The 19,974-nt window shown below is 38.7% G+C and carries 17 protein-coding genes and 1 other RNA gene; 9 read left to right on the top strand and 9 right to left on the bottom strand.

What is annotated here, in order from left to right; all coding sequences use genetic code 11:
• Positions 1 to 22 precede the first annotated feature (22 nt).
• Both scrK and H5R88_RS09170 read right to left on the bottom strand, forming a co-directional pair.
• Entirely contained in the window at positions 23 to 901 is an 879-nt protein-coding gene (scrK, locus tag H5R88_RS09175; protein WP_182578358.1) for a fructokinase ScrK, read from the bottom strand.
• Positions 902 to 1,022: 121 nt separating this feature from the next.
• The gene (locus H5R88_RS09170; protein WP_182600851.1) at positions 1,023 to 2,042 is read right to left on the bottom strand and encodes a LacI family DNA-binding transcriptional regulator; all 1,020 of its coding nucleotides are present in this window, start codon (positions 2,040 to 2,042) and stop codon (positions 1,023 to 1,025) included.
• 163 nt (positions 2,043 to 2,205) lie between these two features.
• On the opposite strand from H5R88_RS09170, the gene H5R88_RS09165 reads away from it, so the two are divergent.
• Positions 2,206 to 4,395 carry an alpha-galactosidase gene (locus tag H5R88_RS09165; RefSeq protein ID WP_182578360.1) on the top strand — a complete coding sequence of 730 codons (2,190 nt, stop codon included), beginning with the start codon at positions 2,206 to 2,208 and terminating at the stop codon, positions 4,393 to 4,395.
• Between the two features lie 43 nt (positions 4,396 to 4,438).
• Here the strand turns inward: H5R88_RS09165 and H5R88_RS09160 are convergent, their stop codons facing one another.
• Genes H5R88_RS09160 through mvk form a run of 5 tightly spaced genes read right to left on the bottom strand, consistent with a single transcriptional unit; the run spans position 4,439 to position 9,123 of the window.
• The gene (locus tag H5R88_RS09160; protein ID WP_182578361.1) at positions 4,439 to 4,927 is read right to left on the bottom strand and encodes a DUF1440 domain-containing protein; all 489 of its coding nucleotides are present in this window, start codon (positions 4,925 to 4,927) and stop codon (positions 4,439 to 4,441) included.
• Between the two features lie 60 nt (positions 4,928 to 4,987).
• Entirely contained in the window at positions 4,988 to 6,034 is a 1,047-nt protein-coding gene (gene fni, locus H5R88_RS09155; RefSeq protein ID WP_182578362.1) for a type 2 isopentenyl-diphosphate Delta-isomerase, read from the bottom strand.
• A gap of 15 nt (positions 6,035 to 6,049) precedes the next feature.
• Positions 6,050 to 7,177 (bottom strand): phosphomevalonate kinase, encoded by a 1,128-nt coding sequence (locus H5R88_RS09150; RefSeq protein ID WP_182578363.1) that lies wholly within the window; start codon positions 7,175 to 7,177, stop codon positions 6,050 to 6,052.
• A 27-nt stretch (positions 7,178 to 7,204) separates the two neighbouring features.
• Positions 7,205 to 8,176 (bottom strand): diphosphomevalonate decarboxylase, encoded by a 972-nt coding sequence (gene mvaD / locus H5R88_RS09145; protein WP_182600850.1) that lies wholly within the window; start codon positions 8,174 to 8,176, stop codon positions 7,205 to 7,207.
• Positions 8,176 to 9,123 (bottom strand): mevalonate kinase, encoded by a 948-nt coding sequence (gene mvk, locus H5R88_RS09140; RefSeq protein WP_182578365.1) that lies wholly within the window; start codon positions 9,121 to 9,123, stop codon positions 8,176 to 8,178. Before mvk ends, mvaD begins: the two co-directional genes overlap by 1 nt.
• 216 nt (positions 9,124 to 9,339) lie before the next feature.
• On the opposite strand from mvk, the gene dinG reads away from it, so the two are divergent.
• From dinG to H5R88_RS09120, 4 genes are all read left to right on the top strand, one after another.
• On the top strand, positions 9,340 to 12,204 hold the full coding sequence (gene dinG, locus H5R88_RS09135; RefSeq protein WP_182600849.1) for an ATP-dependent DNA helicase DinG, 3'-5' exoribonuclease type: 2,865 nt from the start codon (positions 9,340 to 9,342) through the stop codon (positions 12,202 to 12,204).
• Positions 12,205 to 12,295: 91 nt separating this feature from the next.
• Positions 12,296 to 12,814, top strand: a complete 519-nt coding sequence (locus H5R88_RS09130; RefSeq protein WP_182578367.1) for a cell wall elongation regulator TseB-like domain-containing protein — start codon at positions 12,296 to 12,298, stop codon at positions 12,812 to 12,814.
• 82 nt (positions 12,815 to 12,896) lie between these two features.
• Positions 12,897 to 13,601, top strand: coding sequence for a DnaD domain-containing protein (locus H5R88_RS09125; RefSeq protein ID WP_182578368.1), 705 nt, complete (start codon positions 12,897 to 12,899; stop codon positions 13,599 to 13,601).
• A 22-nt stretch (positions 13,602 to 13,623) separates the two neighbouring features.
• A complete protein-coding gene (locus H5R88_RS09120; RefSeq protein ID WP_182578369.1) occupies positions 13,624 to 14,541 on the top strand; it encodes a DMT family transporter in 918 nt (305 codons plus the stop codon).
• Positions 14,542 to 14,615: 74 nt separating this feature from the next.
• Here H5R88_RS09120 and H5R88_RS09115 read toward each other — a convergent pair whose 3' ends face one another.
• Positions 14,616 to 16,880, bottom strand: coding sequence for a PBP1A family penicillin-binding protein (locus H5R88_RS09115; protein ID WP_182578370.1), 2,265 nt, complete (start codon positions 16,878 to 16,880; stop codon positions 14,616 to 14,618).
• 11 nt (positions 16,881 to 16,891) lie between these two features.
• A complete protein-coding gene (gene recU / locus H5R88_RS09110) occupies positions 16,892 to 17,506 on the bottom strand; it encodes a Holliday junction resolvase RecU (protein ID WP_182578371.1) in 615 nt (204 codons plus the stop codon).
• Between the two features lie 118 nt (positions 17,507 to 17,624).
• Here recU and H5R88_RS09105 point away from each other — a divergent pair, with 118 nt between their 5' ends.
• From H5R88_RS09105 to H5R88_RS09090, 4 genes are all read left to right on the top strand, one after another.
• Positions 17,625 to 18,197, top strand: coding sequence for an SLOG family protein (locus H5R88_RS09105; protein ID WP_182578372.1), 573 nt, complete (start codon positions 17,625 to 17,627; stop codon positions 18,195 to 18,197).
• 71 nt (positions 18,198 to 18,268) lie between these two features.
• Positions 18,269 to 18,631: a cell division regulator GpsB gene (gene gpsB / locus H5R88_RS09100; protein ID WP_182578373.1), complete on the top strand. Its 363-nt coding sequence runs from the start codon at positions 18,269 to 18,271 to the stop codon at positions 18,629 to 18,631.
• A 32-nt stretch (positions 18,632 to 18,663) separates the two neighbouring features.
• Positions 18,664 to 19,039: RNase P RNA component class B (gene rnpB / locus H5R88_RS09095), an RNA gene on the top strand.
• A 302-nt stretch (positions 19,040 to 19,341) separates the two neighbouring features.
• Positions 19,342 to 19,803: a class Ib ribonucleoside-diphosphate reductase assembly flavoprotein NrdI gene (locus H5R88_RS09090; RefSeq protein ID WP_182600848.1), complete on the top strand. Its 462-nt coding sequence runs from the start codon at positions 19,342 to 19,344 to the stop codon at positions 19,801 to 19,803.
• The last annotated feature ends 171 nt before the right edge of the window (positions 19,804 to 19,974 follow it).

Here is a 19,974-nt window from a genome sequence, read left to right as displayed (position 1 = left end):
CTCAGCCTTAGTCATTTTTATATTATTTATCTTTTTCAATTAACTGCTTTGCCAATGCAAAATTACCAAGAGTAGCCGAGCCATTTCCCGGAACAGAAGGGTTGACAATATATTCATCAAGTGATCCAACTGGAAGATAATCATTCCATAACATTGCAAATTGTTTCCGGACACGTTCAAGAAAGGCTGGACGTGAAACACTTCCACCGAAGATAATTTTTTGTGGCCGCAAAATTGCCGTAACTTGAACAGCAGCCTGAGCAACGTAATATGCCATGATATCCCAAACAGGATGATTATCAGGGACATCTTCGCCACTAATACCTAGCCGTGCTTTAAAAGTTGGACCGGATACTAATCCTTCTAAACAATCGTGGTGGTAAGGACAAATACCAGTAAAGTTTAGATCAGCTGGGTGACGTTGTAAGCGAACGTGGCCCATTTCTGGAGTACTAATTCCACCAATAAAACGTCCATTCTGAATTGCACCAGCACCCACACCGGTTCCAAGGGTATAGTAGACCAAAGCCGGAGTATCATCCTTATCTTTTAAATTAACATATTCGCCATAAACTGAACCATTGACATCAGTTGTCCAGTAAACCGGAATATTGAGTGCGTTAGTCATTGTACCGACAAAATTACAATTTTGCCATTTAATTTTAGGAGTATCAGTAATATAACCATACTTTTCACTGGCTGGATTAGTATCAATTGGCCCAAAACTGGCAATTGAAAGCGCCACTAGGTCAGGATACTGCTTAAAAAATTCAATTGAAGCTCCTAAAGTTTCTTCAGGCGTAGTTGTAGGGATTATTTTTTTATCAATTTCATTAAACTTTTCATCACCGACAGCACAGACAAACTTAGTGCCGCCAGCTTCAATACTTCCTAATAACATAATCAAAAACCTCATTTAATTAAAGTGAACGTCTATCAATCTGATAACCATGTTTGAGTATAAACCTTAGAAAACGGTATCACAAGCACAATTCGTCTCTTTTTACTTATAAAACGTTTCACTAATTCAAATTAATTTCTGAACTTTCGCGCCAAGTGGCTTTGGCGGGCAAATTAATATGAATAGGGATATCATTCGGATTGTTCAGACGGTGGACTAGCCTTTGAACCGCTATTTTACCCATTGAAAGACTTGCGGGATTGATGGATGAAAGAGATGGAACTAAATATTCAGCAATATTTGAATCATTATAGCTAATAATTTGCAAATCTTGGGGAACCTTTATCTGATGCTGTTCAAGTGCTTGATATGCACCGATAGTTAGTTGATCACTAGCTATTAATACAGCCTGAATATTATCTTTTAGGAGACCGTTCATGCTATCAAAGCCATCTTTAGGAGTCCACCCATTAAGGATAATCAATGGAGAAATATTATGAAGTTTTGTCCACATTAAATAGGCCTTAGCTCGAATATCTTGATACGAGTCTGTCACTTCGCCATTATTATTCATTGGATGAATATTTCCACCGATAAAGGCGATTTTATTAAGTCCATTTTCTAGTAACTGATCAAGAACGATCTGAGTGGCTTCAAAATACGAATTACGGATAATATCGTAAGCGGGGAGATAGCGATAATCGTCAATTAAAACGATATGGGAATTGTTTTTAGCTAAATTAGCGTAGAATTCTTGCGTAAAAACTCCGGCGACAATTACGCCATCATATTTTTGAGCGTCAGTAAATTGAAAGTCTTTATTGGGAAAACGAACAAAAGCTTTGATTTGAATATTTTGCTTGGAAGCTTCCTGAATAATTCCATCATGGACTTGAATGAAATAAGGGTCATGAGCTTCTGTCTCGAGCGAATGAGTTGTAAGTACTAGGATTGAATGAGGAGGTGTTGATTGAGTCACGGCCCTGTTTAGGTGAGGATGGTAATTGTACTTAGCTGCTACTTTTTTAATTCGTGCTCTTGTTTGTTCACTTACTGAAAAAGATGAATCATTGCTTAAGACACGTGAAACGCTGGCAGGAGATACACCAGCCTCACGTGCTATTTTTCTGATACCAGTCATAGGGAAACCTCCTTTTAATCACTTTCTAGCATAACATATTTTTAGTAAACGTTTAGTAGTCAATGATGACGGTTAATTATTGTTACATCAACAATGAAAGCGTTTGACGAACAATAACTAAACGTTTATTATAGAATCGATTTCAAGAAAGGGGCCACAACGAATGATTATATTTGATGAACAACAACGTGTTTTTCACTTAAAAAATAAAGAAATTTCCTATTTATTTTCAGTAGAAGAGGGAAATATCCTCAGTCACCTTTACTTTGGACCGGCAATTCGCAACTACCATGGTGAACGTCGATATCCACGAGTTGATCGTGGATTTTCAGGAAATCTTCCTGGATCGACGGACCGAACTTATTCGAAAGATGATTTGTTGCAGGAATATTCGGGAAACAATACCGGAGACTATCGCGTGCCTGCAATTATTATCAAAACAGAAAATGGTTCACGACTGACTGATTTCCGTTATAAGTCTTATAAGATTTTACCGGGAAAGCCCAAATTAGCAGGGTTGCCTGCTTCTTATGTTAAGAGCGATGAAGAGGCAGAGACGTTAGAAGTTACTTTGGTTGACGAGACGATTGGTACACAACTTATTCTTTCATACACTATTTATAACGAACGGCCAGTTATTACGCGGAACGCACGATTAATAAACACAAGCAATCAAGAATTACGAATTGAAAAGATCGCCTCAATGCAGCTTGATTTAACTAAACATGATTATGACGTTATCTCCGTTCCAGGCCAATATGCCCTTGAACGGCAACCTGAACGACAAGAATTACGACGGGGGATAACAGAATTTTCTAGTCGACGAAATTCTAGTTCTCATCATATGAACCCATTTGTGGCCCTGGTTGATAAAAATACGGATGAATTTCAAGGAAATGCCTTGGGAGTGCTCCTTGTCTACTCAGGTAATCACCAGTTTACTCTGGAAAAAGATCAGATCGATCAGATTCGCCTAATGACCGGAATTAATGATTATAACTTTGAATGGGTTCTTGAACCGGGAGAAGATTTTCAAACACCGGAAGCAATCATAGGCTTTAGTCAACAAGGCTTAAATGGAATGTCACAAGTATTCCATAAGTTATTACGCGATCGGGTTGCTCGTGGTAAATATCAATATGCGGACCGACCAATTGTTATTAATAACTGGGAAGCAACCTTCTTTGATTTTGATGATAAGAAATTAGATCAAATTATTGATGAAGCAAAGCCGTTGGGAATTGAAATGTTTGTTCTTGATGACGGCTGGTTTGGCCACCGGAATGATGATAACTCATCGCTTGGGGATTGGTTTGTCAACCAGGACAAGCTTACTGGTGGATTAAAGCGGGTAGCAGATCGGACCCATGAGCATGGCATGAAATTTGGCCTCTGGTTTGAGCCAGAAATGATTTCAGTTGATTCTAAGTTATATAAAGAGCATCCAGACTATGCCTTACATGAGCCGAACCGTGGCATGACACTTTCTCGTAATCAATTAGTACTAGACTTTAGCCGTAAAGAAGTCGTTGATAATATCTACAATCAAATGTGCTTAATTTTAGATAAGGTGCCGCTTGACTATATTAAATGGGACTTCAACCGTAATCTTACTGAGGTCTTCTCTAGTGCTGCTGATGCAGAACATCAGGGGGAGGTTAGTCACCGTTATATTTTAGGCCTATATGACTTAATGGAGCGGTTAGTTACTCGTTATCCTAATATCTTATTTGAAGGATGTTCAGGCGGTGGGGGCCGCTTTGATGCTGGTATTCTTTATTATATGCCGCAAAGTTGGCCATCAGATGACACAGATGCGGTCGAACGGTTAAAGATCCAATACGGAACATCTTTAACTTATCCAATTTCATCCATGACCGCACACGTATCGGTTTCACCTAACCAACAAACTGGCCGTTCTACTAGTTTTAAGATGCGGGGTGATGTTGCCATGAGTGGGGTCTTTGGATACGAACTTGACTTAGCAGATTTGACTGAAGAAGATCGGCAAATGGTAAAGGAACAAATTAAGTTCTACAAGGCTCACCGCCACCTGATTCAATATGGTGACTTTATTCGCTTAGAAAGTCCTTTTGATAGCAATACAGTTGCTTGGGAATTTGTCAGTCCTGATAAGTCAGAAGCATTGCTATTTATGTTTAAGCAGTTGCATACTAATCGTTTTGAAATTAATAATACTAAGATGGCAGGGCTTGATCCAACAATTGATTATCATGATGAGATGACTGATAAGACTTATGGTGGGGATGAATTGATGAATGTCGGTTTGTTCCGTGACCCGACTCATACGGGGGACTTCACTTCCGAAGTGCATTACTTTAAAGGCAAATAATTTAAAATAATAAAAATCCGAGAAATTTTTTCTCGGATTTTTATTATTCTTTACTCTTTATTAATGCATCAATCGTCCACATCCAGATTGCATGTCCTAAAAATTCAGAAACATGTTCTTCAAGTGGTTGATCTTTCGCAACGGGCACTGTTCCCATTAATGGCATTAGCTTGAGATGGAAGAAATCCCAAACAGCAATCCCAAATGGCACCCCATTGCCTTTTTTGATCCACGGCGCCAACTGTCCGCCAATACTATAGAGAACGCCAAAGCCAGCTGAGAAACTAAAGTGAACAACATAGCTTACCCATGGCAACTGTTGGCCGGAATAGGTATAGGTAGCATGAGTAAGCTGTGTCGGAACCCCAAATTGTTCAAGCATTTTTTGTGGTGGATTCGTTTGATCTCGCTCTGGTGTCCGTGGTGGAAGAATATTTTCCCAACCAAGTTTAACAAGGCCGGCAACAAGACCAGCAGTTATACCAACTGTAATTGATTTGCCCCAATTAATTTTATTCACTTCAATCACCATCCAAACCTTTAGTCGTTAAATCAATTGTATCAATCTTAATAAGAATTTCAATTATTTAAGTTAGCGCAAGTGTCGTTGACGAGCATATGATAGCAAGTCCGTTCCTAAAACATATTCAACACGTGAAAGCTCGGTAAAGGATGAGCAACCGAGGAGCGCGAGCAAGCGTTTGACAATCACTTGCCATTCACTGAGCGTTTGATCTAATGCTTCATACCCTTCATTTTGAAGAATATTAAGGAAATACCCAGCGACACCAACCGCCCGGGCGCCTAATACACCAGCCTTGATAACATCGAGAGGAGAAATAATTCCGCCAGAGGCAATGATTTCAGTCTTACCGCGCCGAATTGAATGAGCTTCCAATAGTGATTCGGGGGTTGTTTGTCCCCAGTCCAATAAACTCTCAAAATTAATATCATGGTTACGTCGATTTTCAATAGCAGCAAAGTTTGTGCCACCACGTCCACTAACATTGATAAGGTGAACATCATGGGTCTGCAATTTAGCGATTGTCGTTTTACTCATTCCAAAGCCAACCTCTTTTACAATAACAGGGACTTCCAGTTCACTGACAAGGTACTGGATATTATCCAACCAATTAAAATCTCGGTCCCCTTCAGGCATAATTAATTCTTGGGCCACGTTGATATGTAGTTCAAGGGCGTTTGCCTTCAGAAGAGAAATAGCATTTACGGCTTGGTCAAGACTAGCATTTGCACTTAAATTTGCAAAAATAATGCCATCTGGATTTTCTTCACGAATTATTTCAAAAGACGAAAATGCTTGGGGGTCTTTTGAAATAATGCTGAGCGATCCCGTTGCCATTGCCAAATGGTGCTTATGGGCTAATTGAGCAAGTTGCCGGTTGATTTTAAGCGCTTGGTCACTCCCGCCAGTCATTGCTTCAATATAAAAAGGACATTCAATTTCTAGATTATCAGCTAACTGGACATGCAAATCAACATCATCTGTTGTCATTTCAGGTAAGCTATCATGAATAAGACGTACCTGATCAAAATAATGGTGTTGATGAACCTGGTCATAATATTTGGCAGCTAATGAAAGATGTTCGTTTTTTCGTTGGGCATGACGTGATTCCATCATGGAGCCTCCTTTAATCTACTTGTGAATGTATGAAAGATGGTGCTTAACAGATTTTTTGAAGCTTTTTGCGTTACCGATAAAGTGTACGGATAAAGGAAGTTGTTCAATATGATTTTTGGCCCAACTCTTTAAGACATTTCCAAAGTTAGAGTTACTATCAATAGCGACAATTCCACAATCACCGCCACCGGCACCAGATGTCTTAGCAGCCCCACCAAAAGATTCAGCAATTTGGCAAAGCCTAGATAATGATTCTGTTTCGATGTTTACCCCTGAATTAGTACCAAGTTGTTTTAAAAGATCACGGTTATAACGAATTTCGTTTTTAATCGCTTCAAGATCTTGACAGTGAAAACCATCAACCATTCGTTGAATACATGATTTACTTTTTTCGAGAAAATGATGATATTCAGTTTGGCGACGTGCTTTAAAAAGGGAAATTTTATCAACAAGTTGAGAGGTAGATGCGGGCTTGCCAGTCCAGCCAATTAAAAGCTCTAAGTTTTTTGGAGCAGTTAAGGACTCAATATTAAGGTCAGGCCAAGGCAAGTCGATGATCGTCTTTAGGTCAAGGTACTTGCGTTGCTGGGCAAGCCACTGACGATCGAATGAATGGTAAGAAATCCAACCACCATATACAGAAGCAGCAACATCACCCAATGAACCATTTCCTTGAACTTCAAAATGGGCTATCGCAGCTAATTTAAAGATTTGATCCTTGTTGACGGGCAAATTATAGAAACGACAAAGAGCCTTGACAGTTGCCACGGTAACTGCAGCAGAGGAACCAAGACCATATTTTCGACCATTAGCACTGTCTAATTGACTGTCAATATGGATATTAAATATTCGTAAGTCGCGACCAAAAGTACGAGCATATTCTTCTGTAACCCTAATAGCCGAAAGAATATAAGAAAAAGGATTATCACGTTTGTCAACTACCATTTGATCTCCTAAGCGTCGCCAGGATAGTTGATCGTTATTATATTGACGACTAATAATTTGGCCAACTTCTTGAGCACTTTCCTCAATCGTACAGGTAACAAATTGATCCAGCGCAACTAAAATTGCAGGATAACCATTTTCAACAACAGCATATTCACCGGCAATATACAATTTGCCGGGAGCTTTTTCAGTAATCAAAATTTAAAGTCCCCTTATCATTAAATTTTATTCATTCCAAATTTTTATTCCAGGTCCCGGTTGTGAAACCACCAACCGTTCTGAGCCAACGATATTGCTTAATTTTTCAACAATCTTACTTCGGTTTCCTCGGTCATAAATAACTTTGACGTTTGGACCAGCATCCATCGTATAATAGCAGTTTACTCCCTGGTTACGCAAGTCTTCCACGGCTTTAATAATAGTTAACGTTTCACCATTAAAATAGGTAAAACCAGGGTCAGCTGAAAAGGTAAGTGCATGCATTCGAAGGGCATTTTCTTCAGCAATATGGCCGATTTGGTCAATATCTTTTGCTTTGATAGCTTTCTTTATAGCAACCATATCATTCGCTACCACTTGGCGCCAAGCATCATAGTAGGGTGAAGTTTCAACACTAGACTGCATTCCAGATCGACTGGAAACTTTTTTCTTTTTAGTATTGACAAGGACTGCTAACATTTCGATTGGAAAATCAACATTTTCTAAAATTGGTTGTGCAAATGAGGAATTATCATCAGTTCCTTTCTGCCATTCAACCAGGCCCCCATAGATAGATCGCGTCGCTGAACCAGATCCGCGACGTGCAAGACGTGAAAGATCACGGTTTGAGAGTTTTAGTCCAGCTGCAGTACTGGCAGCCCCGGCTAAAGCGGCAAATGCGGAAGCTGAAGAGGCAAGGCCGGCAGCAGTTGGAACATGATTAATTGAATCTACGCGTGCAAAAGATTTAATTCCACTTAGTTGACGAACAATATCTAAAACATGAACTACTTTTTGGGCCTCTTTCTTACTAAGGATATGTTGATCGATGGCAACTAAGTCTGAAGTAAGATGGCTATCAAAATTTACGGTAGTAGTAGTGTAAAACTCATTAAGTGTTAGCGAAAGACTATCGGTTTGTGGAATGATTAATTCTTGGTCCTTCTTTCCCCAATATTTAATAAGTGCAATATTAGTATGTGCTTTTGCAGTTGCCATTAGTTATTACCTCGCTTATCAAGTGGTTGGAGCCAAATATCATGCGCGCCATTCTCTTTTAGAATGCTTGCAAGGCGTCGAGCCCCCATAGCTGTTTGCATTAAAGCGATCATGCAGCCACCGCGACCGCCACCAGTTAATTTAGCCCCAAGAGCACCATTGTCACGTGCAACCTGAATAAGGTGATCTAATGATGGATCTGATACGTTAAGAGCAGCTAAATCGGTTTGCGCAAAGTTAAGAGCGTCGCCTAATTTTACAATATCGTTTTGCGCAAGATAATCTTTGGTTTGCTTTACTAATTCACCGAGATGCTTAATATGTCTCTCAGCATTTTCATTATTGCTTTTTAGTTCATCTTTAACTGCTAAAATGGCTTCCTTAGTAGCACCTTTTTTTCCGGTATCAGCGATTACTAAAGAGGCATCGAGATTCATTTCAATTGGTACTCCAATCCGTCCTTTAACATAAAAAAGCGGTTTATCTGAACTGACAGTAGCAGCGTCTAAACCGGATGGACTACGATGTGTAATTTGTTCCTCAACATCTGCAAGCTGAAGCAATAATGTTCGATCAAGTGGTTCATCATAATAATCAAAAAATGCGCGAATAATTGCAATCGCACTGGCGGCAGACGACCCCATTCCTCGTTCAGCAGGTAATTGACTTTCAATTTTTAAGTCCCAACCATTTTGATCATCAAACCTTGTAGATAAGGCGTCGATTAATTTTTTAATTCCTATCATGGAGGAAGGTAAATTTTCTAAACTACCGTGATAATAACGGCTTTTAATAATTCGCTGGTTATCTTGGCGATTGCTTAGCGTAACTGATAATTGAACGCTTGGCAATGGTAAGGCAATTGCCGGTTGACCGTATACTACGCTATGTTCTCCCATTAAAATGATTTTCGCATGGCTAGTACCAATCCCTTGTTGTTTCACCATCGTAACCTACTTTCTACATAAAAATTCAAACTTAATCATAGCATAAAACAATAATTCTAGCTAAAAACGATTGTAGATATTACCAAATCTCAACATTTTACTACGAAGAGAGAACGATTCGTGTAAAAATGAGAAATTTTTAGTAGAATGGTGTATCATTTAATTTAGAATATATTAGCAACTTATATAATAACTTCGGAGAAATATGGTGATAGTGTGACACAGCATAGTAGTCAGCGCCTAAAAAAGCGTGATAAAGAAGCGCCAATCTACTCAGTTGTTGATTTAGAAACAACCGGAACGAATGTTAATCACGGAGATCGAATCATTCAAATCGGTTGTGTTCTCGTTCAAAATGGCAAAATCATAAATCACTTTGAAACAAAAATAAATCCACGAGAGAAAATTCCACGTTCAATTGTCCAATTAACAGGAATTGAAGATAAAGATGTGCGAAAAGCACCTTTATTTGAGGATGTCGCTGGAACTATTTATAGTTTGTTGGCAGAAACGACTTTTGTAGCGCACAATGTTAATTTTGACTTTCCTTTTTTAAATGCAGAATTAGAACGAGCTGGATATCCTGCCTTATCAGTACCGGCAATTGATACGGTAACTCTTAGTCAGATTCTTCTTCCTACCGCAAAGAGTTTTCGGTTACGAGATTTAACTAGTTCGTTGCACATTGAACATGATCACCCTCATAGTGCAGTATCAGACGCCGAGGCAACTGCAGAATTGCTTAATGACTTATTAAAACGAGTTCAAGAATTACCAACGCTCACGCTGGAAAAGATTACTCAGCTAAAACTCAATCTACCACAGCAAACGGCAGGCGTTTTTGATACTGAATTGCAGCGTCGACGTAAATCGCCACAGCCGTTAAGTGAAGAATTGTATGTTTCTCACGGAATTGTTCTTCATAAGTCACGGCCAATCACTGCTAATGGTCAGCGGGAGAAGCATAAATATCCTTCAACTAAAAAGGCAAAGAAAAGGCTATATGGTGACACGTTGAAACTACGATCTGTTCAAGCAAAAATGATGAACAGCATTTATAATAATTATACTCATGATGAACCCAAGAATATGATTGTTGAGGCGGGTACTGGAGTAGGGAAAACATTGGGCTACCTATTTCCACTAAGTTATGTTGCATATCCTGATAAGAGGATTGTGGTTAGTACGGCAACTAATATCCTTCAGCAACAAATTATTGATACCTCAATCGCACAATTAAATAAGGTCTTACCTTTTAGGGTGAATAGTGTGATTATCAAGGGAAATGCTCATTATATTGATATTGCTCGTTTTGCTCATTCCTTAAGTGTGATTGAAGATTCAAAACTTGTCCAGTTGTTAAAGGCTAAGATTTTAGTATGGTTGCTTTCAACGCAAAGTGGGGATCTTGATGAACTTAATTTAAATTCTCAGCAGTCGCCATATTTTACTGAAATTCGTCACCAGGGGATTAGAAGTTTGAATCCATCCAATGCCTTCTATCATGATGATTTTCTTGTTCGACGGGAAAAGAGACTTCATCAAGCTGATATTATTATTACGAATCATGCGTATTTAGTTGCTCATGCTCAGGAATTGGGTGATGGAACTCGACGGCCATACTTAGTCATCGATGAAGCCCAACATTTAAGCGAGAGCATCTTAAAACGCTCACGGCGAACATTTAATTTTCAACGATTACGGACAGCAGTTCACGTAATGTCGGGGTTAGTTAATAATGGCAATGACCGAAATTTAACCGATATTTTTGCGGAACAAGCATTGGGCAGTTATAATGTTGAACTACTTCGAGGAGACCTCAATGCGGTAGAAGAGGCGGTTGCTCTTTTTCAACAGGCCCTTTACCGTCAATTTATGGCAAATGCTACTGGTAATCCGGACAATGAATTAATTGAACAACCACTTCAAAATGATCAAGTGATGGACCTCTTAGATATTAGTGGTCCGGTGATGATGAAGCTAGAACAATCATTGAGTAGTGTTCAACTTCATTTTTCTGCCCTCAGTCATCTTTTTAATAGTCAACTGGACCGGTGGCTATTAAGCGATCGTTATCTAATGAGTCAATTTCAAAGTCAACTTGCAAAATTAATTGAAGCCGATCAGACACTAAATGAATTTAACGAAACGCTCCAACAACAGGGGGATGCGGCTGCCTTTTGGATTACTATTCGCCAATCAAGTGAGCAAAGTGCCTTACAGCTTAGTGGGGGTCTACTGGAAGCAACGCACTACCTTACAAAGAATGTCTATCCCTATTTTGCTCAACCATTATTTGTGGGGGCAACATTGTTCACATCACCCCGATCGCAATATCTGTACCACCAGTTGGACTTAGAGCGTAATAATACTTTAACGCGCCGCTTTGCATCACCATACGATTATAAACAGAATGCTAAATTATTGATTGCCGAGGATGCACCGGTACCAAGCGCGCAAAATAACAGTGACTACATTAAATATCTTAGTGATACGATTTATCAACTAACGAAGAATGCTGATTATCAGACAATGATTTTGTTCAACTCACTGGTAATGATTGAGCAGGTGTACAGTCAGCTTCGCGAAACAGACTTATTTGATCAACGGGATATTCTCGCTCAAGGGATTACAGGTAATCGTGATAAAATTTTAAAACAGTTTAGTAGTGGAAAAAATTCGATTCTTCTTGGGGCTTCTAGTTTTTGGGAAGGGATCGATTTACCTGAATCTGCCCTTGAACTTTTAATCATTACGCGATTGCCGTTCGATTCTCCTGATGAAATAATGAATCGTGCGCATAATAAATTACTTCAGCAACAAGGTAAGAATCCGTTTTATCATTTAGAATTACCCAAAGCAACGATGAGGTTACGGCAAGGTATTGGACGATTATTACGGACGGAAAATGATCATGGGATCGCAGTGGTTCTTGATCCACGATTGCAGACAAGGCGGTATGGAAAGACAATCTTGAGTAGTTTTCCCACTGATTTACCAGTTAGCAGCAAAAAAACTGATGAATTAGTTTCAATTACCAAGAAGTTTTTACAAAATACCAAAGCAGATAAAGTTAATTAAACTTTATCAACTTTTATTTACCTATTTCTGGTATAATCAAAAACGATTGTCATATAAGAATTTAAAACTAAAGAGATAAGAGGGAAAAGATATGCAAAGTCGGCGTGAAGTTCAGCGTGAACAGAGTCGAGGTTCCTCAATGCGGACAATTCGTAACCTTTTGATTGCGATTTTATTAATCTTGTTAATAGTGTGGAGTGTTTTTGCGGTTAGCAATCAGCCGCGAAATTCAGCACGACGGCAGACAATTGCACTTGCTGAAAAATATGCTCATCTCCGTTCTCCTGACAAATTTTACATTTATAATCGGGAGAACACCTACTATACGATTAGTGGTAAGAATCAGTACAATCAGCCAATCCTGGTTATGGTCCCCCAACATGGTGGCAAGATTAGGGTTCTAAAACAATCTAGTGGGATCACTGCTGCGAGAGCACAAGCAATGATAAAGTCAAATCGTAATCCACGCGAGATCTTAAAAGTTGCTCCTGGGATATTTAATGATAAGATTGTCTGGGAAGTAACATATCGTAATCAAAAAGGGAATCTCTGCTACGACTTGATTAACTTTAAGACTGGACAATATGTTCAAAATATTAATAATCTTTAATAAAAGCTGAAACTAATAGAGGCTGGGATTACTCAGTCTCTTTACTTTTGCAAAAATATTTTCTAAGAGGGGAGCTGATTAAATGACAGATTCAGGCCTATTACAGCATTACTTGCAAGCAGGAGAAACAAATGTAAGCAACTTACTGCTACATCATTATAAAGAGCTAGGGATGACAACTTCTCAATTTGTTTTATATTTGCAGTTCAAATCTTACCAGGATCGGGGGATAATGAATCCGGATGTTCGCACAATTGCAAAGAACTTAGGGACAAAAGAGCGGCAGGTATTTGAACAGCTTCACCAGATGATGACAAACCACCTTGTTGAGCAGAAAATGCGAAAAATGGAAGATGGTAAAGAAGATGCGATATATGACTTTTCGCTTCTTATCAATAAATTAATATTGCTTAACGAAAATGAGCAAGCGATAACGGTTAATGTTAAAAATACTAACAGTCGGGTTGAGACGTTTAATCAGTTAGAGGCTGAATTTGGGCGCCCTCTATCATCAATGGAATTGCAAATCGTTAATGACTGGTTAGATAAAGATAAGTATTCAGCAGTAATGATTAAGCTTGCTTTACGACAGGCAGTTATGAATAGTGCGCTAAATCTTCAGTACATGGACCGGATCCTGCAAAGTTGGGATCGTCAGGGGCTACGAACGGAAAGAGATATCAATGAACATGAAAAGAAGTTCGAGCAACGAAAAGAGGACGGACGAAAGCCTGAAAAGAAAACATTAAAAAAGCCTAAAATACCGATTTATAAATTAGGTGAATGAAATTAAACAAAGGGTGGTTGACATGGAAAAAGCTTCTTCTCAAGTAATGAAGGGAATTATATGGGCAGCAGTTGCTTCTGCTATGTGGGGAATATCAGGGACAGTTCTACAGCTTATCTCACAAAACTTAGCAATTCCTGCTACGTGGATGCTTTCGATGCGGACTTTTGCAGCAGGGGTTATCTTGTTAATAATCAGTGTATTTTTATATGGAAAAAAGATTTTTAACGTATTTAAGACACGAGCAACAGCTATTTCAGTTATCAGTTACGCTATTTTGGGGTTGATGGCTAATTTACTTACATTCTATTATGCTATTCAAACAGGAAATGCTTCAGCAGCAACAATTCTTCAATACCTTTCCCCCCTTTTTATTGTGTTCGGTGGAATTGTTTTTATGCATCGTCGTCCATTTAGGAGTGATATTATTGCATTTGTTGTGGCTTTAATCGGGGTGGCTTTATGCATCACCCGTGGTAACTTTACCCAATTGGCCTTTCCGTTTGTATCACTTCTTTGGGGCCTCGGATCTGGAATTACAGCTGCATTTTATGTTGTTCTTCCGCAACGTGCTGCTGATGAAAATCCGCCAATTGTTGTCTTGGGTTGGGGTACCATGATTGCCGGAGTTTTATTTAACTTTTATCGACCATTTTGGGTTAACCCGCCACATATTACTACCACGTTAGTAGCTTCAGTAGCGACAGTTGTGCTATTTGGAACGATTTTACCATTTGGAATTTTGCTCCATGCAACTAGATATGCACCATCTGATGTAGTTAGTATCATGGATGCTGTTCAACCAATTACAACCACAATTTTAAGTGTGATCTTCTTTAAGTTAGACTTGAATTGGGCAGAAATTTTAGGAATTGTTTTAGTAATTATTGCCGTCTATATTCTTCAAAATGGGCGACGCAAACAAGATATTCATTATTGAAAAAGTTGATAATAAAAAGGATTGTGGAAATTTCCACAATCCTTTTTATTATCGTTAAATTTCAAGAAATCTTATTATGGGTTAGCTGTACTTGGCTGAGTAGCAGGGGCTGGACCAGAACTTGAGCTTTGTGCGGGGGCAGATGAACTTGAACTAGCCGGAGCACTGCTTGATGAAGATTCAGCCGGAGCACTATTTCGCCCTTCTGATCGACTTTCACTGCTACTGCTGGAAGCAGAGCTAGATGAAGATGAAGACGATGATGATTCGCTTGAGCTAGAAGTGGAACTACTATCACGATCATCCGATGTATCTTCAGTATAATCGAATGCCCATTTTGAGTCACGAATTACAAGTTGACGTTTACCTTTAACTCGAACAGCTTCAACAGTATCTGGCATCGTCCAGTCAGAGGCATGATTTTGGCTGTCAAGGTATTGCATTAAGTCCTTATAAAGCAATTGTGCCGACTTTACATATTGTTCTGAAATACTGCCACCAGGTTCAAGTGGGTGGTCATAACCAGTCCAAACTGCAATTGAGTAATTCTTGGTATAACCGGCCATCCAGGAATCCATTACGCCAGACTGGTTCGAATTCCCAGGATAGTTTGTCGTCCCCGTCTTACCAGCCTGGTTAACACCGTCAAGTCGAGCGTCAGTTGCACTTCCTTGTGAATCTGTGAAAACTCCTTTAAGCATATCAGTGATCATGTAGGCAGTAGCCTTATTCATTGCGCGTTTACCTTTAGGGTTGAATTGTTTTACTGAACCATCTTGGGTAGTAATTGAGCTAATGTAGTAAGGCTTGTAGTAAGTACCGCCATTGGCAAAGGCCGCATATGCAGCAGAAACTTGGAGTGGGGAGATATACAAAGCAATTCCGTTTTGTAAAGTATATGGTTGCTTTTGAGAAATTCCTAACCCATCTAGGAAAGAAGTAGCACGCTTTATTCCAACGGCTTGCAATGCCCGAATAGCAGGTACATTCCGTGATTGAATTAAAGCCTCACGCATTGTCATATTGCCCTTATATTTTTTATCAAAATCGTGAAGAACAGTATTAGTACCAGGAAAGACAAACCGAGTATCAGCAATTGACTTAAAAGTTGGCCATTGTAAGTATTCAATAGCCGGGCCATAATCCATTAATGGCTTTGCGGTTGATCCAGAACTACGGTTGCTTTGTACAGCTCGGTTAAGACCATACACTACATTTCCTGTATGGCGGCCACCGAGCATAGCAATAATTTGTCCGTTGTGCGGGTCAGTAACAGCAACTCCGGCTTGCATTTTATTACTTTGGAATTGAACGTTTTTATTTGCAGCATCATAAAGGTGTTGTTGAGCATCAAGATCAAGATTGGTATGAACCTTTAGCCCGTCGCTATATGGGTTATATCCCTGCGCCTGTAAATCAGCAAGAACTTGTTTTACATAGGGGTCAACAACTTTAGCATCTACAGCAGTTCCGCTTCCTGAAATATTACCATGATCTGGATCTAAGCCAGCAGCAACACTTTCTTTGGCTGCTTGGTTAGCCTGTGACTGAGTAATGTAATTGCTGCGAACCATTGCATTCAATACTTCATTTCGCCGTTGCGTTGCATACTTTGTATTACTTACAAGTGGATTATAGTAAGTAGGGGATTGCGGCATTCCGGCGAGAAGAGCTAATTGGGAAAGGTCAAGCTCATTTAAATCTTTACCATAGTAGTACTGAGCTGCTGTTTGCATTCCATAAATTCCATTTCCCATGTAAACCTTGTTAATGTAAAAATCCAAAATCTGACTCTTGCTAAAATGTTGCTCAACATTAATAGCAAGCCATGCTTCTTGGGCCTTACGTTTTAATGTTCGATCAGAGGCAGCTGTTGAAAAGACAGATAATTTAACTAACTGTTGAGTCAGCGTACTTCCTCCCTGCATTCCAGCTGAACGACCAAAAATATTAGAAGTGGCTGCTCCAAGAATTCGAATTGTATCAACACCATGGTGCTTGTAAAAGCGTCGATCCTCGATTGAAACAACAGCATTTTTTAGCTGCTTTGGAATTTGATTATCCTTAGCATATTCTCGCTTCTGTGCCCCTAAACGAGAAATTACTCGATTTTGATCATCGTAAATAGTCGTAATACTCTGGCTTGTTAAGTCGCTTTTACTAATTTTAGGAGCGCTTGAGGCATAGTAGAAAAATAAAGCTGCCGATGCCACCATTAGTAGAACAACGATTCCTGCTACCCATAGCAAGATTTTCTTTATTAAGCCGCCAACATTGCGCTGCTGAGTGTCATTGTTATTATGACGCTCACTACGCGTTGACTGATTATCATTTGACATAGTAAACTCCTTTACGCTTTTGCAGCAATTATTTTATCAACAGCGTTTAAATATGGTAAACGCGGATTGAGTTGATAATGAATTTGATAGCCTTCTTTGGCGATATCAGTTCGCAAAATAGATTTACGGCCGCCGCTTTGCTGTTGATCCCAATATTTAAATAGGATGGACGCGGGGAGCAGATAAAGCAGGTCAAGCTCCGTAAATTTAATGAAGGCAAAGCAAATCCCCCCCTGGGCTACACATTCACGCATATGTTGAATTTGGTGGGGATGAAAATTTTTCAATGGAAAAGAATTTTTATTACGGGTTTCTTTAGCATCAAAATCAATATAATATCCACGGTATACACCATTATAATCAGTAGTTGATGGCCGCCTGAAGTATGCCTCCTTGATAACAGCCGCACTCCGTTTAGGATAATCAACTTTTACAAGCTGGATAGGAGTGGGTTTTTTATGGATAACAGCGACATGGCGAGCTAAATAATACTGATTACTATGATTGATCTCATCCTCTAACGACATCCCACGTTTGGCGTAAATAGATTGATGTGGTGTCGGTAATTCATTATGTGTATTATAGTGTTGTACAGGTTGCTGACCATTGGGATAGTGAATGGTCACAGTGATCACTCTCCTAACTAGAGATTTATTATACCAGACTAGTTACATAATGATTGATACAAGATGATTACAAGTTTAAGTTAGAAGACTTTATATCTATTGATTTAAGGAGGATTTTATGAAGAGAGTGTGGATTACCGGTTATCGAAGTTACGAACTAAATATATTTAAGGATAATGATCCCAAAGTTCGAGTAATCAAAGCAGTTCTTAGAAGGTATTTAAGGTCGCAATTAGAATTAAATGATGATGAATTCTGGATAATAACAGGGCCACAAATGGGAACTGAAAGATGGGGACTTGAAGTTGCGTTAGAGCTTCAAACCGATTTTCCACAATTAAAAACAGCTTTAATATTTCCCTTTGCCGAATTTGGAAAGCAGTGGAATGAAACTAACCAATTGAAACTGACGAATATTACGCAACAAGTTGATTTTTTTGCTAATGTTTCAGATAAGCCTTATCAATCCCCACAACAATTACGGAATTGTCAGCGGTTTATGCTTCTCCATACTGATGAAGCTTTTCTTCTCTATGATCCAGAATATGAAGGGAAAAGTAAATACGATTTTGAAGCAATTCAAAAATATAAAGAAGAGAGTGAATATTCAATGCTTCTTGTTGATTTTGATGAACTTCAAGAAGAAGCAGAAGTATGGGCTGAGCACCAACGGGAAAAAGAAGAATTTTAACCTTGCATTTTTTCCTTGGTTTGGTATTATAGTTATTGGACTACGCAAACTAAACAATTGAGGTGTTTAAGTTGGATAACATAAAATTTACTCCACAAGATATTTTGCACAAGCAATTTAAGGAGAGAAATATTGGCAAAGGCTATGATGAAGCGGATGTTGATGCTTTCTTAGATGATGTTATTAAAGACTATGACACCTATAATAAAGAACTCGAACGTTTGAATGATGAAAATGAACGTTTGAGAGCAAAAGTTGATGAATTAAACCGTCAAGTGGAAGTTGGTTCCTCTATGAGTAACCAGACAGCTTCACGCCAACCTGTATCAAGTGCTACAAATATGGATATTTTAAAGCGTTTATCTAATCTAGAACGTCGCGTATTTGGTTCGCAATTAGATGGTAGCGATAATAATGACTCACATTTGCTTTAGTGCGTGTCGAATAGTTTATTAATAATTTTGCAAGTTTTGGGTAATTGAGCACAGCTTATGTTGTGTTAGGAAGGTCCATGCTCGCACAGACTGCGATGTCTGTAGTGTTTGTGCTCGCTGAAAAAATAAGGCGGGGCACCATTCTATGGTGACGGCGGAAAAACGGGCTAAGGTTTTAACTATGTCCTAGTATTCCTGAAAAGTGCCACAGTGACGATACAATATTGGAAACGATATTGATGGAACGCGGTAAACCCCTCAAGCGGTAAACCCAAACTACGGTAGGGGAGCTTTGGATAACAAATTGAAGTGATTCCAGGGGAGAGTATTTTGGTACTCTGAGATAGATGATTACCTCGATATAATTATGCCTGATAGTTATATTACGACAAAACATGGCCTACAGATACTTGCATACAGGCACCCGAGTTCGCTCGGGTTTTTTTTTATTTTAAAAATCAGAGCATAATTTTATTGGCTTTCTTTGATATCTTGCATTCATAATTACTGGTTTGAGAAAAAGGTTAAACAGCGATAAATTAAAATTTGGGTGTTTTGGATAGAGATGGCTTGAAATAGCAATAAAAGATAAAAAATCGTTTCATTTTATTGTAAGTGTGCCTATAATGTTAAAGGAGTAAAAAATAAGCTATTTATTAATCGACTTATCTTTCGATTGATAAAATACCAGATAATGAAGTTAGGGAATTATGGATAATAAGAGAATTAAAATTGTATATATGTCGTTTTCTGGGAATGTACGAGCATTTACTCATCGGCTTCAAGAATACGCAACACAACAGCATCATTTGAATAAAGAAAATCCTTTAATCGATTTATTGGAGGTTTCAGAGAAGACGCTCCCGACCGAAAGCGATAGTAAATTTTTTGTTTTACTACCAACATATATGATTGGTGGAAGTGGATCTACGTCGACGTTAATAGAACTTCTAACAACACCAATGCATAATTATTTGGAAAGTTATGATAATGTTAAACGTTGTGCGGGAATAATTGGCAGTGGGAACTTAACCTTAGGGAAGATGTATGTAATAACTGCCAAGACATATGCTAAAGAATACGATTTGCCTTTATTAGCAGCATTTGAATCTCGTGGTACCACTCGGGATATTGAACGTATTTATAAAATATTAACTGATAAAGCAAATTAGAATTCATTAATATGGTTAGATTAAAATTAACTACCATTTAAAAACAAAAGAGATTGCAAATTGTTAGTTTTGCAGTCTCTGAAGTGCCCTACAATTGTTAGACAAGAAATCTAATGATTGTGAGGCACTTTTTTATATGACCAAATATAAAACAGAACTGAAAACCCAAAT

The organism is Limosilactobacillus agrestis (genome assembly GCF_014145585.1).
GTDB lineage: Bacteria > Bacillota > Bacilli > Lactobacillales > Lactobacillaceae > Limosilactobacillus > Limosilactobacillus agrestis.
The sequence above is the reverse complement of the archived record's forward strand: the minus strand, read 5'-3'. Positions and strand labels throughout refer to the sequence as shown.

Excerpts from the sequence above, each read along its gene's own strand:
- H5R88_RS09090 (WP_182600848.1), top strand. The coding sequence starts at position 19,342 with ATGGATAATAAGAGAATTAAAATTGTATATATGTCGTTTTCTGGGAAT.
- H5R88_RS09115 (WP_182578370.1), bottom strand. The coding sequence starts at position 16,880 with ATGTCAAATGATAATCAGTCAACGCGTAGTGAGCGTCATAATAACAAT.
- H5R88_RS09165 (WP_182578360.1), top strand. The coding sequence starts at position 2,206 with ATGATTATATTTGATGAACAACAACGTGTTTTTCACTTAAAAAATAAA.
- H5R88_RS09160 (WP_182578361.1), bottom strand. The coding sequence starts at position 4,927 with ATGGTGATTGAAGTGAATAAAATTAATTGGGGCAAATCAATTACAGTT.
- mvk (WP_182578365.1), bottom strand. The coding sequence starts at position 9,123 with ATGGTGAAACAACAAGGGATTGGTACTAGCCATGCGAAAATCATTTTA.
- scrK (WP_182578358.1), bottom strand. The coding sequence starts at position 901 with ATGTTATTAGGAAGTATTGAAGCTGGCGGCACTAAGTTTGTCTGTGCT.
- H5R88_RS09130 (WP_182578367.1), top strand. The coding sequence starts at position 12,296 with ATGCAAAGTCGGCGTGAAGTTCAGCGTGAACAGAGTCGAGGTTCCTCA.
- H5R88_RS09125 (WP_182578368.1), top strand. The coding sequence starts at position 12,897 with ATGACAGATTCAGGCCTATTACAGCATTACTTGCAAGCAGGAGAAACA.
- H5R88_RS09120 (WP_182578369.1), top strand. The coding sequence starts at position 13,624 with ATGGAAAAAGCTTCTTCTCAAGTAATGAAGGGAATTATATGGGCAGCA.
- H5R88_RS09105 (WP_182578372.1), top strand. The coding sequence starts at position 17,625 with ATGAAGAGAGTGTGGATTACCGGTTATCGAAGTTACGAACTAAATATA.
- H5R88_RS09170 (WP_182600851.1), bottom strand. The coding sequence starts at position 2,042 with ATGACTGGTATCAGAAAAATAGCACGTGAGGCTGGTGTATCTCCTGCC.
- fni (WP_182578362.1), bottom strand. The coding sequence starts at position 6,034 with ATGATGGAATCACGTCATGCCCAACGAAAAAACGAACATCTTTCATTA.
- mvaD (WP_182600850.1), bottom strand. The coding sequence starts at position 8,176 with ATGGCAACTGCAAAAGCACATACTAATATTGCACTTATTAAATATTGG.